General features: G+C 74.3%; 14 protein-coding genes. 8 read left to right on the top strand and 6 right to left on the bottom strand.

Annotated features, from left to right (window positions below; translation table 11 throughout):
• Window positions 1-59: 59 nt before the first annotated feature.
• A complete protein-coding gene (locus tag ACIRG9_RS02485; protein WP_402849007.1) occupies window positions 60-2,144 on the bottom strand; it encodes an acyltransferase family protein in 2,085 nt (694 codons plus the stop codon).
• 125 nt (window positions 2,145-2,269) lie between these two features.
• Between ACIRG9_RS02485 and ACIRG9_RS02480 the strand changes: the two genes are divergently transcribed.
• From ACIRG9_RS02480 to ACIRG9_RS02445, 8 genes are read left to right on the top strand one after another with little or no spacing between them, the layout of a single operon-like run.
• Complete coding sequence (locus tag ACIRG9_RS02480; protein ID WP_402849004.1) at window positions 2,270-3,118, top strand: MurR/RpiR family transcriptional regulator; 849 nt, start codon at window positions 2,270-2,272, stop codon at window positions 3,116-3,118.
• A gap of 12 nt (window positions 3,119-3,130) precedes the next feature.
• Window positions 3,131-4,783, top strand: coding sequence for a urocanate hydratase (hutU, locus tag ACIRG9_RS02475; RefSeq protein WP_402849001.1), 1,653 nt, complete (start codon window positions 3,131-3,133; stop codon window positions 4,781-4,783).
• Window positions 4,784-4,793: 10 nt separating this feature from the next.
• Complete coding sequence (locus ACIRG9_RS02470) at window positions 4,794-6,014, top strand: allantoate amidohydrolase (protein ID WP_402848998.1); 1,221 nt, start codon at window positions 4,794-4,796, stop codon at window positions 6,012-6,014.
• A 28-nt stretch (window positions 6,015-6,042) separates the two neighbouring features.
• Entirely contained in the window at window positions 6,043-7,401 is a 1,359-nt protein-coding gene (locus tag ACIRG9_RS02465; protein WP_402848995.1) for a formimidoylglutamate deiminase, read from the top strand.
• A 50-nt stretch (window positions 7,402-7,451) separates the two neighbouring features.
• Window positions 7,452-8,675: an imidazolonepropionase gene (gene hutI / locus ACIRG9_RS02460; protein ID WP_402850217.1), complete on the top strand. Its 1,224-nt coding sequence runs from the start codon at window positions 7,452-7,454 to the stop codon at window positions 8,673-8,675.
• Window positions 8,663-10,201 carry a histidine ammonia-lyase gene (gene hutH / locus ACIRG9_RS02455; protein WP_402848992.1) on the top strand — a complete coding sequence of 513 codons (1,539 nt, stop codon included), beginning with the start codon at window positions 8,663-8,665 and terminating at the stop codon, window positions 10,199-10,201. Before hutI ends, hutH begins: the two co-directional genes overlap by 13 nt.
• A gap of 34 nt (window positions 10,202-10,235) precedes the next feature.
• Window positions 10,236-10,631, top strand: coding sequence for a hypothetical protein (locus ACIRG9_RS02450; RefSeq protein ID WP_402848990.1), 396 nt, complete (start codon window positions 10,236-10,238; stop codon window positions 10,629-10,631).
• Window positions 10,628-10,831, top strand: coding sequence for a DUF6186 family protein (locus ACIRG9_RS02445; protein ID WP_402848987.1), 204 nt, complete (start codon window positions 10,628-10,630; stop codon window positions 10,829-10,831). The genes ACIRG9_RS02450 and ACIRG9_RS02445 overlap by 4 nt, the downstream gene beginning before the upstream one ends.
• 242 nt (window positions 10,832-11,073) lie before the next feature.
• On the opposite strand, the gene ACIRG9_RS02440 is transcribed toward ACIRG9_RS02445, so the two are convergent.
• The 5 genes from ACIRG9_RS02440 to ACIRG9_RS02420 form a co-directional block, all read right to left on the bottom strand.
• Window positions 11,074-12,801, bottom strand: a complete 1,728-nt coding sequence (locus tag ACIRG9_RS02440; protein WP_402848984.1) for an RNA-guided endonuclease TnpB family protein — start codon at window positions 12,799-12,801, stop codon at window positions 11,074-11,076.
• 205 nt (window positions 12,802-13,006) lie between these two features.
• On the bottom strand, window positions 13,007-13,624 hold the full coding sequence (rdgB, locus tag ACIRG9_RS02435; protein WP_402848982.1) for an RdgB/HAM1 family non-canonical purine NTP pyrophosphatase: 618 nt from the start codon (window positions 13,622-13,624) through the stop codon (window positions 13,007-13,009).
• Complete coding sequence (gene rph / locus ACIRG9_RS02430; protein WP_402848979.1) at window positions 13,621-14,349, bottom strand: ribonuclease PH; 729 nt, start codon at window positions 14,347-14,349, stop codon at window positions 13,621-13,623. The genes rdgB and rph overlap by 4 nt, the downstream gene beginning before the upstream one ends.
• A gap of 230 nt (window positions 14,350-14,579) precedes the next feature.
• A complete protein-coding gene (locus tag ACIRG9_RS02425; RefSeq protein ID WP_402848976.1) occupies window positions 14,580-15,734 on the bottom strand; it encodes a glycosyltransferase in 1,155 nt (384 codons plus the stop codon).
• Between the two features lie 11 nt (window positions 15,735-15,745).
• Window positions 15,746-16,888 carry a glycosyltransferase family 4 protein gene (locus tag ACIRG9_RS02420; protein WP_402848973.1) on the bottom strand — a complete coding sequence of 381 codons (1,143 nt, stop codon included), beginning with the start codon at window positions 16,886-16,888 and terminating at the stop codon, window positions 15,746-15,748.
• Window positions 16,889-16,932 lie beyond the last annotated feature (44 nt).

Genomic DNA, 16,932 nt, shown 5'->3' with positions numbered 1-16,932 from the left:
CAATGTCGGCAATCGGTTCGGTCTGGGGAACCATCGCCGGCCCGGGGTCCCGGTCCCGCTTATTCGGTCGGCACCCGCAGCTGCGCGTCGAGCCGGTCGGCGAGGGTCCGCGCGTAGGTCGCGGTCAGGTGGTTGGCGTCGCGATAGACGAGCACTCCACCGATGACCGGCGCGCACCGGTCGGCCGGGCAGATGGCGTCGTTGAGGTCGACCACGCGTACGCCGGTCTGCCCCTCGGCCGCGTCGACCTGGACCGGGCCGATGCCGGCCAGGGCCTCGTCCCGGGGCACGGCGCACCTGGTCAGTTCCTCCCGGTGGGTGGAGACGCACTCGGCGATGTCCCGTCCCGGCGCGGGGGTGTCCCGCACGACCACCACCGGCGCCACGTCCGCGAGCCCGTGCCAGGTCCGCCGCATCGCCTCCACCAGTGCCGTCCGGTTCTGCGCCCCGTGCAGCACCCTGCCGTCGGAATAGACGGAGTAGTTGTAGCTGGTGGTGACGATCATGTCCGGGCGGTCCTCGGCGACCGCGCGCCGCAGCGACCGGTTCCAGGTCACGCACGTCTCGTACGGGCGCTCGTTGGTGCCCGTGGCCACCAGGGCGTCGATGGCGGGGCATCCCGACTTCGTGTACGTCACCAGCTTCCAGTTCCGCCGTTCCGCGATGGACCGCAGCGCGGGCGTCCACTGGGCGGCGTGGGAGTCACCGGCCAGGGCGATGGTGAACGTGGCGTCGGGCGCCCCGTAGGTGCACCGCAGGACCTTGGTCTCGTTCGAGTCGGCGTGGCAGCCGTCGGCGTAGACCGAGGGAAGGTCGGCACGGGCCGCCGCGGGCTCGGGCACGATCGACGGCACGTCGTCGACGGGAACACCCGCGCCCGGGTCGCCGGGCGTCAGCACGGCGGCGCCCCGGGCGTTCAGCGGGGTCGCGCCGGTGGGGCCCACGGCGGTGATGCTGTGGAACACCACGCCCGCGCAGACCGACAGCGCGGTGCAGGCCAGCCCGACGGCGAGCGCGACCCGGGGGCGCACCGAGAGCTTCCGGGAGTGCCAGATCGGCCGTTCCACCAGTCGGCTCGTCAGGTACGCGAGCAGGACCGAGAGGGCCACCGCTGCGGCCGGCAGCACGACGCCGGGATCGTCCGTCCGCGCGGTGAACGCCACGATCAGCGGCCAGTGCCAGAGATACAGGGTGTACGAGATGCCGCCGAGGAACTGCATCGGCGGCATGCGCAGGACCGCTACCGGGCCGTACCGGGCGTCCGGGCCGGCCGCGATGACGAGTGCGGTCCCGATGGTCGCGGGCAGCGCCAGCGCGCCCGGGAAGGGCATCGAGTTGTCGAGCGCCACCGCCGAGCCCACGATGGCGGCGATGCCGATCCAGCCGGACGCCGAGGCCGCGGCGCCGGTCGGCCGGCGCAACGGCCACAGGGCGAGCAGCGCGCCGACCGCGAGTTCCCAGATCCGGGTGGTGGTGACGAAGTAGGCCCGGCCGGGTTCGGTCTGGACCAGCAGCACCGACCAGGCGAAGGAGGCCAACCAGAGGGCACCGACCACCGCCAGGGCGAGCCGGACGAACCGCGGCTGCGCCGCGCCGCGCCGTCGCGCCACCCAGGCGACGGCCACCAGCAGCACCGGCCACAGCAGGTAGAACTGTTCCTCGACCGCGAGGGACCAGAAGTGCTGAACGATGCTCGGGGCCTGCTCGGCGGCGAGATAGTCGACGGACAGGTCGGCGAGCCGCCAGTTGATCATGTAGATGGCGCTGCTCACCGCGTCCCACGCCGTGTCCCTCCACCGGATGTCCGGCAGGAAGAGGTACGTGAGGACCAGGGAGGCGAGCAGGACGAGCGCGGAACTGGGCAGCAACCGCTTTGCCCGTCTCGCCCAGAATCTGCTGAGCGACAGGCGTCCCCGGGCCGCCACCTCCGCCACCATCCCGCTGGTGATCAGGTATCCGGAGATGACGAAGAAGACGTCGACCCCGACGAATCCGCCGGAGATGAACGGAACACCCGCGTGCCAGAGCACGACCAGCAGGACGGCGAGGGCGCGCAGGCCCTCGATGTCCGTTCGGAAGCCGCGCCGCGGGGGCGCGTCGGCCGGCGGTGGCGAGACCGCAGGGGCCGCTGTCACCGGCTGCATGACCTGCCTCCTCCGTTCGCCCGCCGCGCGGATAGTACAGAGAAAGGTCCTCACATCGTGCGCCGGTGGGCGGCCAGGGGCCGGCACCCTTGCGCTCTGAAAGTTTTCATGCATAGAGTCACGGCATGAATGAAAGCGGTGCGGCACCCACCGACCGCCTGCTCGACCTGTTCCACGGCGTACGGCTCACTCCGACTCAGCGGCGGATCGCGCACTGCCTGGTCCAGCACGCGGGCGCGGCGGCCTACCTGTCGGCGGCGGAGGTCGCCGAGCTGGCCGGGGTCAGCCAGCCGTCGGTGACCCGGTTCGCGATGGCGCTCGGCCACGACGGCTACCCCGCGCTGCGCCGCCGGCTGCGGGAACTCTCCGCCACCGGCGGCGGCGACCCGGCCGACGCCGGCAACGCCCTCCAACGGGCGGTCCGCACCGAGCTGGGCAACCTCGACCGGCTCGCCGGGCAGCTCGCCGACGCCGACCGGATCGCCGCGGTCGGGAAGCTGCTGGCGGCCAGCCGTCCACTGCCGGTGCTCGGGCTGCGCGCCGCCGCGCCCCTCGCGGCGTACTTCGCGTACTTCGCGGCGAAGGTGCACCCGGACGTACGGGTGCTCGACGACGGGGGCAGCCTCCTCGCCGACCGGCTCGAACAGGCCGCCGCCGCCGGGGCGAGCGCGCTGCTGGCCTTCGTGCTGCCCCGCTACCCCAGGGAGACCCTGGACGCGCTGCGCGAGGCCCGGGAGGCCGGGCTGACCGTCGTGGCGATCACCGACTCCCCGGTGAGCCCGGCCACCGAACACGCCGAGGTGGTGCTGCCCGCCGCCGTCGGCACCGACCTGGTCTTCGACCTGCACACCGCCCCGATGACCCTGGCCATGGTGGTGCTCCAGGCAATCTGCGACGCCGCCCCGGCCGAGACCCAGGCCCGGCTCGAGGCATTCGAGTCGTCCGCCGCCCGCCGACAGTTGTTCCTCGGCTGAGAGGAGTACGAGATGCAGCACCAGCCTGTCCGCGCCGCCCGCGGCAGCACCCGCACCGCGAAGGGGTGGCCGCAGGAGGCCGCGCTGCGGATGCTGATGAACAACCTCGACCCCGAGGTGGCCGAGCGCCCCGAGGACCTGGTGGTCTACGGCGGCACCGGAAAGGCCGCGCGGGACTGGCCGTCGTACCACGCGCTGGTCCGGACGCTGACCGAACTGCGCGACGACGAGACGATGCTGGTGCAGTCCGGCCGCCCGGTCGGCGTCATGCGGACCCACGAGTGGGCGCCCCGGGTGCTGCTGGCCAACTCCAACCTGGTCGGCGACTGGGCCACCTGGCCGGAGTTCCGCCGGCTGGAGCAGCTCGGCCTGACCATGTACGGGCAGATGACGGCCGGCTCCTGGATCTACATCGGCACCCAGGGCATCCTGCAGGGCACCTACGAGACGTTCGCCGCGGTGGCCGAAAAGCGATTCAACGGAAGCCTGGCCGGCACCCTGACGCTGACCGGCGGCTGCGGTGGGATGGGCGGGGCGCAGCCCCTCGCGGTCACCATGAACGGCGGCGCCTGCCTGATCGTGGACGTGGACCGCAGCCGGCTGGAGCGCCGCGCGCACGACCGCTACCTGGACGAGATCGCCGACTCGCTGGACGACGCGGTGGAGCGGGCGCTCGCCGCGAAGCGGGACCGGCGGGCGCTGAGCGTCGGCGTGGTCGGCAACGCCGCCACGATCTTCCCGGAGCTGCTGCGCCGGGGCGTCGCGATCGACATCGTCACCGACCAGACCAGCGCGCACGACCCGCTGTCGTACCTGCCGGAGGGGGTGGAGCTGGCCGACGCCCGGGACTACGCGAAGGCGAAGCCGGCCGAGTTCACCGACCAGGCGCGGGCCTCGATGGCCAAGCACGTCGAGGCGATGGTCGGCTTCCTCGACGCGGGCGCGGAGGTCTTCGACTACGGCAACTCGATCCGTGGCGAGGCGAAGCTCGGCGGGTACGAGCGCGCCTTCGACTTTCCCGGCTTCGTGCCGGCGTACATCCGGCCGCTGTTCTGCGAGGGCAAGGGCCCGTTCCGCTGGGCGGCGCTCTCCGGCGACCCGGCCGACATCGCGGCCACCGACCGGGCCATCCTCGACCTGTTCCCGGAGAACGAGTCGCTGGCCCGGTGGATCCGGATGGCCGGCGAGCGGGTCGCCTTCCAGGGCCTGCCGGCCCGGATCTGCTGGCTCGGCTACGGCGAACGGGACAAGGCCGGGGTGCGGTTCAACGAGATGGTCGCCTCCGGCGAGCTGAGCGCGCCGGTGGTGATCGGCCGCGACCACCTCGACTGCGGCAGCGTGGCGAGCCCCTACCGGGAGACCGAGGCGATGGCCGACGGCTCCGACGCGATCGCCGACTGGCCGCTGCTCAACGCGCTGGTCAACACCGCCAGCGGAGCGTCGTGGGTATCCATCCACCACGGCGGCGGAGTGGGCATCGGCCGTTCGATCCACGCCGGCCAGGTCTGCGTCGCCGACGGCACCGCCCTCGCCGGGCAGAAGATCGAGCGGGTGCTCACCAACGACCCGGCCATGGGCGTCATCCGGCACGTCGACGCCGGGTACGACGACGCCCGTGAGGTCGCCGCCCGCACCGACGTCCGCGTTCCCATGGCCGAGGCGTGAGGGAGGGCCCTTGCTGACGCATTCGGTAGCGGAAGGGACCCTTCCCAACAGGTTCCGGGAGCTGTGGGACAGGATCGCGCCGGTGGGGCGGGACGCGGGCAGCGGCGGCTACCTGCGGTACGCGTTCACCGAGCCGGAGCTGTGGCTGCGGAACTGGTTCCGGGAACAGGCCGGGCGGCGGGGCATGCCGGTCGCCGAGGACGGCAACGGGAACCTGTTCGCCTGGTGGGGCGACCCGGACGCCGGCGACGCGGTGCTGACCGGCAGCCACTTCGACTCGGTGCCGCACGGCGGGGCGTACGACGGGCCGCTCGGCATCGTCAGCGCGTTCCTCGCCGTGGACGAGCTGCGGGCCGCCGGGGTCGCCCCGGCCCGGCCGGTGGCGGTGGCCGCGTTCGTGGAGGAGGAGGGTGCCCGGTTCGGCGTACCCTGCCTGGGATCGCGGCTGCTCACCGGGGAGATCGCGGTGGACCGCGCGGCCGGGCTGCGCGACGCGGCCGGGGTGAGCTTCGCCGAGGCGCTGGGCGACCGTCCGGCGGGCGCCGACCCGGCGCTGCTCGGCCGCTTCACGGCCTTCGTGGAGCTGCACGTCGAGCAGGGCCGGGCGCTGGTCGACCAGGCCGCGCCGGTCGCCGTGGCCAGCGCGATCTGGCCGCACGGCCGGTGGCGGTTCGACTTCCACGGCGAGGCCAACCACGCGGGTACGACCCGGATGGCCGACCGCCGCGACCCGATGCTCACCTACGCGTTCACGGTGCTCGCCGCGAACAAGGAGGCCCGGCTGCGCGGCGCGCACGCCACCGTGGGCCGGGTGTCGGTCGAGCCGAACGCCACCAACGCGATCCCGGCGAAGGTGACCGGCTGGCTGGACGCCCGGGCGGCCGAGCCGGAGACGCTGCACGGCCTGGTCGATGCGGTACAGGCCAAGGCCACCGAGCGGGCGCGGCGGGACGGCACCGAGCTGACCTGTACGCAGGAGTCGGCGACCCCGCTCGTCGCGTTCGACGGCGGGCTGGCCGAGCGGCTGGCGGCGCTGCTGGACGCGCCGGTGCTGCCCACCGGGGCGGGACACGACGCCGGGGTGCTCGCCGCGCACCTGCCCACCGCGATGCTGTTCGTGCGGAACCCGAGCGGGGTGTCGCACTCCCCCGCCGAGTCCGCCACCGACGCCGACTGCGCCGCCGGGGTGGTCGCCCTGGCCCGGGTGCTGGAGGAGCTGGCATGCCGCTGACCACTCAGCTCGACAGGAGGCGAGGCCGGTGACCGCCACCCGCTGGCTGGCCGAGTACGCCTGGCTGCCCGGGCACGCCGAGCCCACGGCCGACGTGCTGATCGAGGCCGAGGACGGCCGGATCACCGCGGTCACCCCACTGGTCGGCTCGGGCCGGCCGGCCGCCGGCGTCGAGGTGCTGGGCGACGCGGTACGCCTGCCCGGGCTCACCGTGCCCGGCCTGGCCAACGCCCACTCGCACGCCTTCCACCGGGCGCTGCGCGGGCGTACCCACGGCGGGCGGGGCGACTTCTGGAGCTGGCGGGACGTCATGTACTCGGTGGCCGCCCGGCTCGACCCCGACTCGTACCTGGCCCTGGCCCGGGCCGCGTACGCCGAGATGGCGCTCGCCGGGATCACCTGCGTCGGCGAGTTCCACTACCTGCACCACGCCCCGGACGGCACCCCGTACGCCGACCCGAACGCGATGTCGGCGGCGCTGGTCGAGGCGGCCGCGCACGCCGGCGTCCGGATCACGCTGCTGGACACCGCGTACCTGACCGCGAGCGTGGACGGAGACCCACTGGTCGGGCCGCAGCGGCGGTTCGGCGACGGCAACGCGCTGCGCTGGGCGGAGCGGGTGGCCGCCTTCCGTCCGGAGGACGACCACGCCCGCGTCGGCGCGGCCATCCACTCGGTCCGTGCCGTGCCGGCGGGGCAGCTCGCCACCGTCGCCAGTCTGGCCGACCGTGCCGGTGTGCCGCTGCACGTGCACCTCTCCGAGCAACCGGCCGAGAACGACGCCTGTCGGGCCGTGCACGGCTGCACCCCGACCCGGCTGCTGGCCGACCACGGGGTGCTCGGCCGGCACACCACCGCGGTGCACGCCACCCACCCGACCGGCGCCGACGTGGCGCTGCTCGGGGAGAGCCGGACCGGGGTCTGCCTCTGCCCGACCACGGAGCGGGACCTCGCCGACGGGATCGGGCCGGCCCGCCGGATGGCCGAGGCGGGCAGCCCGCTCAGCCTCGGCAGCGACAGCCACGCGGTGGTGGACCTCTTCGAGGAGGCCCGCGCGGTGGAGCTGGACGAGCGGCTGCGAACCCGCAGGCGGGGGCACTTCACCGCCGCCGAACTGGTCACCGCCGCCACCGTCGGCGGGCACGCCGCGTTGGGCTGGGGGGACGCCGGCCGGCTGTCGGTCGGCGACCGGGCCGACCTGGTCACCGTACGGCTGGACAGCGCCCGGACGGCCGGGGTGCCGCCGGTCGGCGCGTTCTTCGCGGCCACCGCGGCCGACGTCACGAACGTGGTGGTCGACGGGCGGACCGTGGTCGCCGACGGCCGGCACCTGACCGTCGACGTGCCGGCCGAGCTGCGCGCCGCCATCGAGGAGGTGACCTCTTGACCGGCTTCCCACAGCGGCCGGTGCGGCCGGGCGACCCGGCGCGGCCGGCGGTGCGGAACTCGAGCAGCCTGCTGGTGACCAACATCGGCGAGCTGGTCACCAACTCCTTCGGGGCGGGCGAGGGCGGGCCGCTGGGCATCCGGCGGAACGCGGCGCTGCTGGTCGAGGACGGCGTGGTGGCCTGGATCGGGCCGGCCCGCGACGCCCCGGCCGCCGACCGGCGGATCGACGCCGAGGGGGCGGCGGTGCTGCCCGGCTTCGTGGACAGCCACGCCCACCTGGTCTTCGCCGGGGACCGGGCCGCCGAGTTCGCCGCCCGGATGGCCGGCGAGCCGTACACCGGGGGCGGCATCCGCACCACCGTCGGCGCCACCCGCGCCGCCTCCGACGACGAACTGCGGGCCACCGTCCGACGGCTGCGCGCCGAGGCGATGCGGCAGGGCACCACCACCATCGAGATCAAGAGCGGGTACGGCCTCACCGTCGCCGACGAGGCCCGCTCGCTGCGCGTCGCCGCCGAGTTCACCGAGGACACCACGTTCCTCGGGGCGCACGTCGTGCCCGCCGAGTACGCCGACCGCCCCGACGACTACGTCGGCATGGTGTGCGGGCCGATGCTGGCCGCCGCCGCACCGTACGCCCGGTGGATCGACGTGTTCTGCGAGCGGGGCGCCTTCGACGTGGACCACGCCCGGGCGATCCTCGCCTGCGGGCAGGCCGTCGGGCTGGGTGTACGAGTGCACGCCAACCAGCTCGGCCCCGGGCCGGGCGTGCGACTCGGGGTGGAGCTGGGCGCGGCCAGCGTCGACCACTGCACCCACCTGTCCGACGCCGACATCGACGCGCTCGCCTCGCAGCGGGTCGGCTGCATGTGCGCCGAGGGCAGGCACACCGCCACCGTCGCCACCCTGCTGCCGGGGGCGGAGTTCTCCACCCGGTCGCCGTACCCGGACGCCCGACGGCTGCTCGACGCGGACGTCACCGTGGCGCTGGCCACCGACTGCAACCCCGGGTCGTCGTACACCTCGTCGATGCCGTTCTGCATCGCGCTCGCCGTACGCGAGATGCGGATGACCCCGGCGGAGGCGGTCTGGGCCGCGACCGCCGGCGGGGCGGCGGCGCTGCGCCGCCACGACGTCGGCCGGTTGGAGCGCGGCAGCCGGGCCGACCTCATGATCCTCGACGCCCCGTCCCACCTGCACCTGGCCTACCGGCCCGGTGTGCCCTTGATCCGCCAGGTTCTGCACAACGGAGTGCCCCAATGTCGATCGTGACCATCCAGCCCACCGGGATCTCCCCCGCCGACGTGCTCGCCGTCGCCCGCGGCACCGCCAAGGTCGTCCTCGACCCGGCCGCCGTGTCGGCGATGACGGCCAGCCGGTCCATCGTGGACGGCATCGAGGCGGCCGGCCGGCCCGTCTACGGCGTCTCCACCGGATTCGGGGCCCTCGCGAACACCTTCGTGGCGCCCGAACGGCGGGCCGAGCTGCAGCACGCGCTGATCCGCTCGCACGCTGCCGGCGTCGGCGCGCCGATGCCCCGCGAGGTGGTCCGCGCGATGATGCTGCTGCGGGTACGCTCGCTCGCCCTGGGCCGCTCCGGGGTCCGGCCGCTGGTCGCCGAGGCCCTGGTGGACCTGCTCAACCACGAGGTCACCCCGTGGGTGCCGGAGCACGGCTCGCTCGGCGCCTCCGGCGACCTGGCCCCGCTGGCGCACTGCGCGCTGGTGCTGCTCGGCGAGGGCTGGGTGCTCGGCCCGGCCGGGGAGCGGATTCCCGGCGGCGAGGCGCTGCGCCGGGTCGGACTGGCGCCTATCGAGCTGGCCGCCAAGGAGGGGCTGGCGCTGATCAACGGCACCGACGGCATGCTCGGCATGCTGCTGCTGGCCATCCACGATGCCGGGCACCTGTTCGCCATGGCCGACGTGACCGCCGCGCTGGCGATCGAGGCGATGCTCGGCTCGGAACGGCCGTTCCTGCCCGAGCTGCACGCCATCCGGCCGCACCCCGGCCAGGCGGCCTCGGCGGCCAACATCCACCGGCTGTTGCAGGACTCGGTGGTGATGGACTCGCACCGCCACGACCTGGCGCACGCGGTGCAGGACGCGTACTCGATGCGGTGCGCCCCGCAGGTGGCCGGCGCGGCCCGGGACACCCTCGACTTCGTGGCGACCGTGGCCGGGCGGGAGCTGCGGTCCGTGGTCGACAACCCGGTGGTGCTGCCGGACGGGCGGGTCGAGTCGACCGGCAACTTCCACGGCGCGCCGCTCGGCTTCGCCGCCGACTACCTGGCCATCGCCGCTGCCGAGGTGGGCGCGATCGCCGAGCGCCGGGTGGACCGGCTGCTCGACGTCACCCGCTCCCGGGACCTGCCCGCTTTCCTCTCCCCCGACGCCGGGGTCAACTCCGGGCTGATGATCGCCCAGTACACGGCGGCCGGGATCGTCGCGGAGAACCGGCGGCTCGCCGCGCCCGCGTCGGTGGACTCGCTGCCCACCAGCGGCATGCAGGAGGACCACGTCTCGATGGGCTGGGCGGCGGCCAAGAAGCTGCGTACCGTGCTGGACAACCTGGCCAGCCTGCTCGCGGTGGAGCTGCTGGCCGCCGTACGCGGACTTCAGCTCCGGGCGCCGCTGGCCCCGTCGCCGGCCGGGCGGGCCGCGCTGGCCGCCCTCGCCGACGTGGTGGGCGAGCCCGGGCCGGACGTGTTCCTCGCCCCGCTCATGGAGGCCGCCCGGGACGTGGTACGCGGCCCCGAGCTGCGCGCCGCGATCGAACGGGAGGTCGGGCCACTCGGCTGAGCGGATTCCGCCCGAGCCGGTCCAGACTGGAAGGGTGGAACCGACGTCCGTCGCCACGCTGGCGTCGCCGCCCTGGTGGCGCCGGCTGCTCTGGCCGGCCGTCATCGGATACGCCCTGGTCGCGGCGTTCGCCCGGCCGCTCACCGGCACGGCGGCCGCCGCCGTGCTGCTGCCCGGCGGGGTGCTCCTCGCCGTGGGCCTGCGGCGCGCCCCCGGTCAGCTGCGGCAGGTCGGGCGGCGCGCCGCCGTCGCCTGGCTCGGCCTCGGGGTGCTGTTCTGCCTGTGGGAGCTGGGCGCGTTCCTGGCCGGCAACGACGAGGCGCACCCGACGTTCAGCATCCTCACCGACCCGCTGCTCGACACCTACCCCGGCCGGGTGGCCGGCTATCTGCTCTGGCTCGGCACCGGTGCCTGGCTGGTGACCCGGTGACCGCCCGGGCGCTGATCGCCGCCGGCTTCGCCGCCATCCTGCTGGTGATGCTGGCCGTGGACGTGGCCGGCCGGCGAAGTGCCGGACCGGCCCGTGCCCCGCTGGCCGAGGCGCTGACCGCCGCGCTGCGCACGGCCGCCGGCCGGGCCGTGGTGCTCGGCGTCTGGCTCTGGCTGGGCTGGCACTTCCTCGCCCGTTGACCCGACCGGCCGTGCCTACCGGCCACGCCAGCCGGCTGAGCGCGCGCCGGCCCCACCGCGCCCGGGCCCGGGCAAGATCGCGCTCAATCGCGGAAGTAGCGCCGGCCCCGCCGTGCCGGACCCCGCGCAAGATCGCGCTCAATCGTGGAAGTAGTGGCCTCACCGGTGGCGCGAGGCCACTACTTCCTGGATCGAGCACGACCTTGGCCGGCGCGCCGGACGCCTCGGCGGGCGGAGCGTGGTCAGGTAGCCAGTAGCGAGACGCCGATCAGCACGGGTAGCGCCGCCACGGTCGACAGCAGCACCGAGTCGCGCGCCAGGACCATGCCCCGGCCGTAGTGGGCGGCGTAGATGAAGACGTTCTGCGCGGTCGGCAGCGCGGCGGTGACCGTGCAGGCCAGCACGAGCACGTGCGACATGCCCAGCCCGAACCGGGCGACCAGGTACGCGACCGCCGGCTGGGCCAGCGCCTTCAGCGCGACCGCGAGCCGCACCTCCGGCCCGGTGTCGCCCGAGCCGGGCACCGCGGAGCCGTGCAGCGAGAGACCGTACGCGAGCAGTGCGGTCGGCACCGCCATCGCGGCGACCAGCTCCACGGGTCGCATCAACGGCGCGGGTGGCGCCCAGCCGGCGAGCCCGACGGTGAGGCCGAGCGCGCAGCCGACGGTGACCGGGTTGGTGAGCGGCTGGGTGACGACGGCGACCAGCGAACGTCGCCCCGACCCCGGTCGTGTTCTCCAGGACCTTGACATCCTCCCCTTCCTAAGGAAGGGGAGTCCCGTGGTCGCCCACGAGGTTTCCTGTTTCACCGCCGGTCGCCCCGTTCGGGAGGTTTCCCGTTGAGGTCTTACACCAGCTCCGCAGGCAGTCACCGCCAGCCCGGCGGCCAGAAGGTTACGTGCCGCGTTGACGTCCCGGTCGTGGACGGCGCCGCAGCGGCATGTCCACGACCGCACGGCGAGCGGCATCTGCTCAGCGAGGGTGCCGCAGGTCGAGCAGAGTTTGGAGGACGGGTACCAGCGGTCGACCGTGATCAGGTCACGGCCGTACCAGTCGGCCTTGTACTCCAACATGGTGCGGAACTGCCGCCACCCCGCATCCGAGATCGCCCGGGCCAGGCGGTGATTCTTGATCATGTTCCGTACGGTCAGGTCCTCGATCACGATCGTTTGGGTGTCACGAACGAGTCGAGTGGTCACCTTGTGCAGATGGTCCCGCCGCCGGTCGACAATCCGGGCGTGGACCCGGGCCACCTTCAGGCGGGCTTTGGCCCGGTTCGCCGAGCCCTTCTGTTTGCGGGCGAGGTGCTGTTGGGCGCGGGCCAGTCGGGCCCGGTCGGCCCGCTCATACCTCGGGTTGGTGATCTTCTCCCCGGTGGAGAGGGTGAGCAGACTGTCCAGCCCGGCGTCGATCCCGACCGCCGCGGTGGTGGCGGGGGCGTCGGGGATCAGGTCGTCGCAGAGCAGGGACACGAACCAACGCCCGGCCGGATCCTGGGAGACGGTCACCGTCGACGGGGTCGCGCCCTCGGGCAGCGGCCGGGACCACACGATCGCCAGCGGCGTGTCCATCTTCGCCAGGGTCAGCGTGCCGTCGCGCCATCGGAACGCACTGCGGGTGTACTCCGCCGAACGCCGCGACTTCTTCTTGCTTTTGAACGTCGGATAGCGGGCACGCTTGGCGAAGAAGTTCGTGAACGCGGTCTGCAGGTGCCGCAGCGTCTGCTGCAACGGCACCGAGGACACCTCGCCGAGGAACGCCAGGTCCTCGGTCTTCTTCCAACCGGTCAGCATCGCCGACGTGGCGTGGTAGGTGACCCTCTCCTGCCGCAGCGTCCACGCCTCGGCGCGTGCGGCCAACGCCAGGTTGTACACCTTCCGCACACACCCGAACGTCCGAGCAAGCTCAGCGGCCTGCGTATCGGTCGGGTAGAAGCGGTACCTGAACGCCCGCTTCACCGCCCTGGCCACGGCCCACACGTTAGCACACCTGTTCGGGAACCCTGCGGTTGCATGTGGACGCACGCCGATCCGCCTGGGGCGGCGAATCAGCTATCCCTGCCCTGCCCCGACAGGCGTTCCGTTTCCTCCCCGGCCTGAAGGCCGGGGTATCCACGGAAGGAATCTGATGACCGCGAAGCCGTTGAACACGCCCTGCATGACGGCGGAAGCCCGGTCAGACCGTCTGCGGGAGCACCTTGGCGGCCAGCTTGGCCAGCTCGCGCAGCGCCTTGCCCCGGTGGCTGACCGCGTCCTTCTCCGCCGGCGTCAGCTCCGCGTTGGTCCGCTCCTGCCCCTCGCCGAGGAAGATCGGGTCGTACCCGAAGCCGCCGTCGCCGCGCGGCGCCCGCAGCAGCCGGCCGGCCTGGCGGCCGTCGACCAGGTGCTCCTTGCCGCCGGGCAGCACCAGCGCCACGGCGCAGACGAACGACGCGGCGCGGTGCTCGTCGGGCAGATCGGCGATCTGGTCCAGGACCAGCTGCAGGTTGGCCTGGTCGTCGCCGTGCCGGCCGGACCAGCGGGCGCTGAACACGCCCGGCATGCCGTTGAGCGCGTCCACGGCCAGCCCGGAGTCGTCGGCGATGGTCGGCAGGCCGGTACGCCGGCATCCCTCCCGGGCCTTGATCAACGCGTTCTCGCCGAAGGTCAGGCCGGTCTCCGGCAGCTCCGGGTACGCCTCGACGTCATCGAGGCCGAGCAGGGCGATCCGGTGCGCGCCGAGCGCGCCGTCGAGGATCCGCTGCAGCTCGACGAGCTTCTTGCGGTTCCGGGTGGCGAGGAGCACCTTGTTCATGAATCGAGCGCCTTCCGCTGCGCGTCGGCCAGTTCCAGACAGCCCATGACGCCGAGGTCCAGCAGGGCGTCGAGTTGTTCCCGGGCGAAGACGCCGGCCTCGCCCGTCCCCTGCACCTCGACGAAGTCGCCGGTGCCGGTGCAGACCACGTTCATGTCGACCTCGGCGGTCACGTCCTCGGCGTAGCAGAGGTCCAGCCTCGGCTCGCCCTCGACGATGCCGACGCTGACCGCGGCAACCGAACGGTGCATCACCTTCTCCACCTTGCCGGTCAGGGCCTTGCGCTCGGCCAGCCAGGTCACCGCGTCGTGCAGCGCCACGTACGCGCCGGTGATCGCGGCGGTCCGGGTGCCGCCGTCGGCCTGGAGCACGTCGCAGTCGAGCACGACGGAGTTCTCGCCGAGGGCCTTCAGGTCCACGCAGGCACGCAGGCTGCGGCCGATCAGCCGGGAGATCTCGTGGGTACGCCCACCGACCTTTCCCTTGACGCTCTCCCGATCCGAGCGGGTGTTCGTGGCCCGGGGCAGCATCGCGTACTCGGCGGTGACCCAGCCCAGCCCGGAACCCTTGCGCCAGCGGGGCACCCCCTCGGTCACGCTGGCCGTGCACAACACCCGGGTCGCCCCGAACTCGACGAGGACCGAGCCCTCCGGGTGGGTGCTCCAGCCCCGGGTCAGGGTCACCGGTCGGAGTTGGTCGGGCTGCCGCCCGTCAGGTCGCGCCATGCATGCACCCTATGCGGTGGCTGGCGGTGACCGTTGCGGGGTGGGCCCGGGCGTCGGCGCCGAGCACCAGCCCGGCCGGCGACCGGGCTGCCGGCGGACGACGGGCCGGCGGGCGCGGGCCGGCGGGCGCGGGCCGGCGGGCGCGGGCCGGCGTGGCGCGGATCAGGGCGTGGCGCGGATCAGGGCGTGGCGCGGATCAGGGCGTGGCGCGGATCAGGGCGTGGCGCGGATCAGGGCGTGGCGGGCGTCTCCGGTGCGGTGGCGCCGGACGGCTGTCCGGGCTCGACGCCGTGCGCGCGGAGGAAACCGGCGGTCGCCGCGGGCCAGCTGAACTCCTCGGCCCGGCGCCGGGCCGCCTCGCGCCGGTCCGCCTCCGGGCGGTCCAGCAGCCGGGTGACGGCCTCGGCGATCGCCGACGGGGTGCCGTAGGCGGCGAGCCCGCCCGACCCGATCACCTCGGGCAGGGCGCTGGCCGCGTTGGCCACCACTGGGGTGCCGCAGGCGAGCGCCTCCAGCCCGGCCAGGCCGAACGTCTCCACCGGGCCGGGCGCCAACACCACGTCCGCGCTGGCCAGCAGCGCGGCGAGGCGCGTCCGGTCGGGCAGGAAGCCGGTGAAGTGCACCGGCAGGCCCGCCGCGCGCCGGGCCAGGGTGGCCCGCTGCGGCCCGTCGCCGGCCATCACCAGCACCGCGGGTACGCCGGCACCGCGCAGCCGGGCGAGGGCGCCGATCGCCAGCTCGGGGCGTTTCTCCACCGACAGCCGGGCGCAGTGGACCAACAGCACCTCGGTGTGGTCGGCGTACCGCTCGCGCAGCGCCGGGTCGGCGCGCCCGGGGTGGAACGTGGTCAGGTCGACGCCGAGCGGCACCAGCTCGACGGGCGTGTCGTCGAGCCGCTCGAACTCCTCGGCCGCCCATCGGGTGGTGCAGACCACCCGGTCGTACCGGTGCAGGGTCTCCCGGTTGAGCCGGTCGGCGATCCGGCGGGCCGCGCCGGCCGGCACCCGCCACTGCCCGAGCAGCCCGGCCAGGCTCTCGTGGGAGACCATCACCGACGGCACCCCGTGGTCGCGGGCCCAGCGGCCGGTCCACCGCAGCGTGCTCCGGTCCGACACCTCCAGCCGGTCGGGAACCAGGTCGCTGAGCGTCCGGGCCAGCCGGCGCCGGTCGGTCAGCAGCCGGTAGCCGCCGCTGCCGGGCAGCTCCGGCCCGGGCAGGGTGATCTCCCGGCCCCACGGCTGGCGGGTGTCGCCGTACCGCTCGCCGGGGATCACCAGCACCGGCTCGTGGCCGGCGGCGAGGTAGCCCTCGCCGAGGTGCCGCAGCGCGGTACGCAGACCACCGGATCGGCCGGTGACGAAGTTCGCCACCCGAACGATGCGCATCGGCCGGCCGCTCATCCGTGTGCGGCCAGGCCGGCGGCCGGCGTACCGGCGACGACCGCGTGGTAGTGCCCGATCAGCTCGTCTCCCACCGCGCTCCAGCTGCGGCGGCTGACCGCCTCCCGGGCGGCCTGGCCGTACGCGGTGCGGCGGGCGGGATCGGCGGCGAGTTCCGCGACCGCGGCGGCGACCGCGTCCCCGTCACCGGGCGGCACCAGCAGGCCGGTCACGCCCGACTCGACCAGGTCCACCGGACCGCCGCTGGCCGGCGCCACCACCGGCACCCCGCTGGCGGCGGCCTCCTGCAGGGTCTGCCCGAACGTCTCGTGCGATCCGGTGTGGACGAAGACGTCGAGGCTGGCGTAGAGCCGGGCCAGTGCCGCACCGCGCTGGACGCCGAGGAAGCGCACCTCGGGCAGGGCGCGTTCGAGCTGCCGGCGGGCCGGACCGTCACCGGCCACCACGACCCGTACGCCGGGCAGCTGGGCCGTCGCCGCGAGCAGATCGACCTGCTTCTCCGGGGCGAGCCGGCCCACGTAGCCGACGAGGAGTTCACCGCCGGGTGCCAGGGCCCGATGCAGGGATTCGCAGCGCCGGGTCGGGTGGAACAGCTCGGCGTCGACGCCGCGACGCCAGAGCCAGATCCGCTGGATCCCGTTGGCGATCAGGTCGGCGGCGGCCCGGGTGGAGGGGGCGAGGTTGCGGTGCGCGCTGTTGTGGATCTCGCGGAGTCGACGCCAGGCCGCCGCCTCACCCCAGCCCACCCGGTACGCGCGGGCGTAGGAGGCGACGTCGGTCTGGTAGACCGCGACGACCGGGAGGTCGTGCCGGCCGGCCAGGGTCGCCCCCGCCGCGCCCAGGATGAACGGGCTGGCGAGGTGGACGACGTGCGGCTGGTGGCCGAGCAGCGCGTCGGCCAGCCCGGCGGCCGGCACCCCGAGCCGGAAGCCCTGGTAGCGCGGCAGCGGCAGGCTCGGGATTCGCACCACGGGATAAGGGTGCTGCTCCGCCGGCCGACGCCGGCGTCCGGCTGGCGCCGGGGCGATGACCAGCGGCTCATGGCCCCGCGCCAGGAGGTGCTCGGCGGTCCGGAGGACGGAGTTCGCCACGCCGTTCACGTCCGGCGGAAACGACTCGGTCACGATGGCGATCCGCATGGCCCGAGGGTGCGGCCCGGACGAATGCGCCAGGCGACCGGCCG

It is taken from the genome of Micromonospora sp. NPDC093277, assembly GCF_044765245.1.
Classification (GTDB): Bacteria; Actinomycetota; Actinomycetes; order Mycobacteriales; family Micromonosporaceae; genus Micromonospora.
The sequence above is the reverse complement of the archived record's forward strand: the minus strand, read 5'-3'. Positions and strand labels throughout refer to the sequence as shown.

Coding starts and splice junctions, on each gene's coding strand:
- rdgB (WP_402848982.1), bottom strand. CDS start 13,624: ATGAACAAGGTGCTCCTCGCCACCCGGAACCGCAAGAAGCTCGTCGAG.
- ACIRG9_RS02425 (WP_402848976.1), bottom strand. CDS start 15,734: ATGCGCATCGTTCGGGTGGCGAACTTCGTCACCGGCCGATCCGGTGGT.
- ACIRG9_RS02480 (WP_402849004.1), top strand. CDS start 2,270: ATGAATGAAAGCGGTGCGGCACCCACCGACCGCCTGCTCGACCTGTTC.
- hutU (WP_402849001.1), top strand. CDS start 3,131: ATGCAGCACCAGCCTGTCCGCGCCGCCCGCGGCAGCACCCGCACCGCG.
- hutH (WP_402848992.1), top strand. CDS start 8,663: ATGTCGATCGTGACCATCCAGCCCACCGGGATCTCCCCCGCCGACGTG.
- ACIRG9_RS02485 (WP_402849007.1), bottom strand. CDS start 2,144: ATGCAGCCGGTGACAGCGGCCCCTGCGGTCTCGCCACCGCCGGCCGAC.
- ACIRG9_RS02420 (WP_402848973.1), bottom strand. CDS start 16,888: ATGCGGATCGCCATCGTGACCGAGTCGTTTCCGCCGGACGTGAACGGC.
- rph (WP_402848979.1), bottom strand. CDS start 14,349: ATGGCGCGACCTGACGGGCGGCAGCCCGACCAACTCCGACCGGTGACC.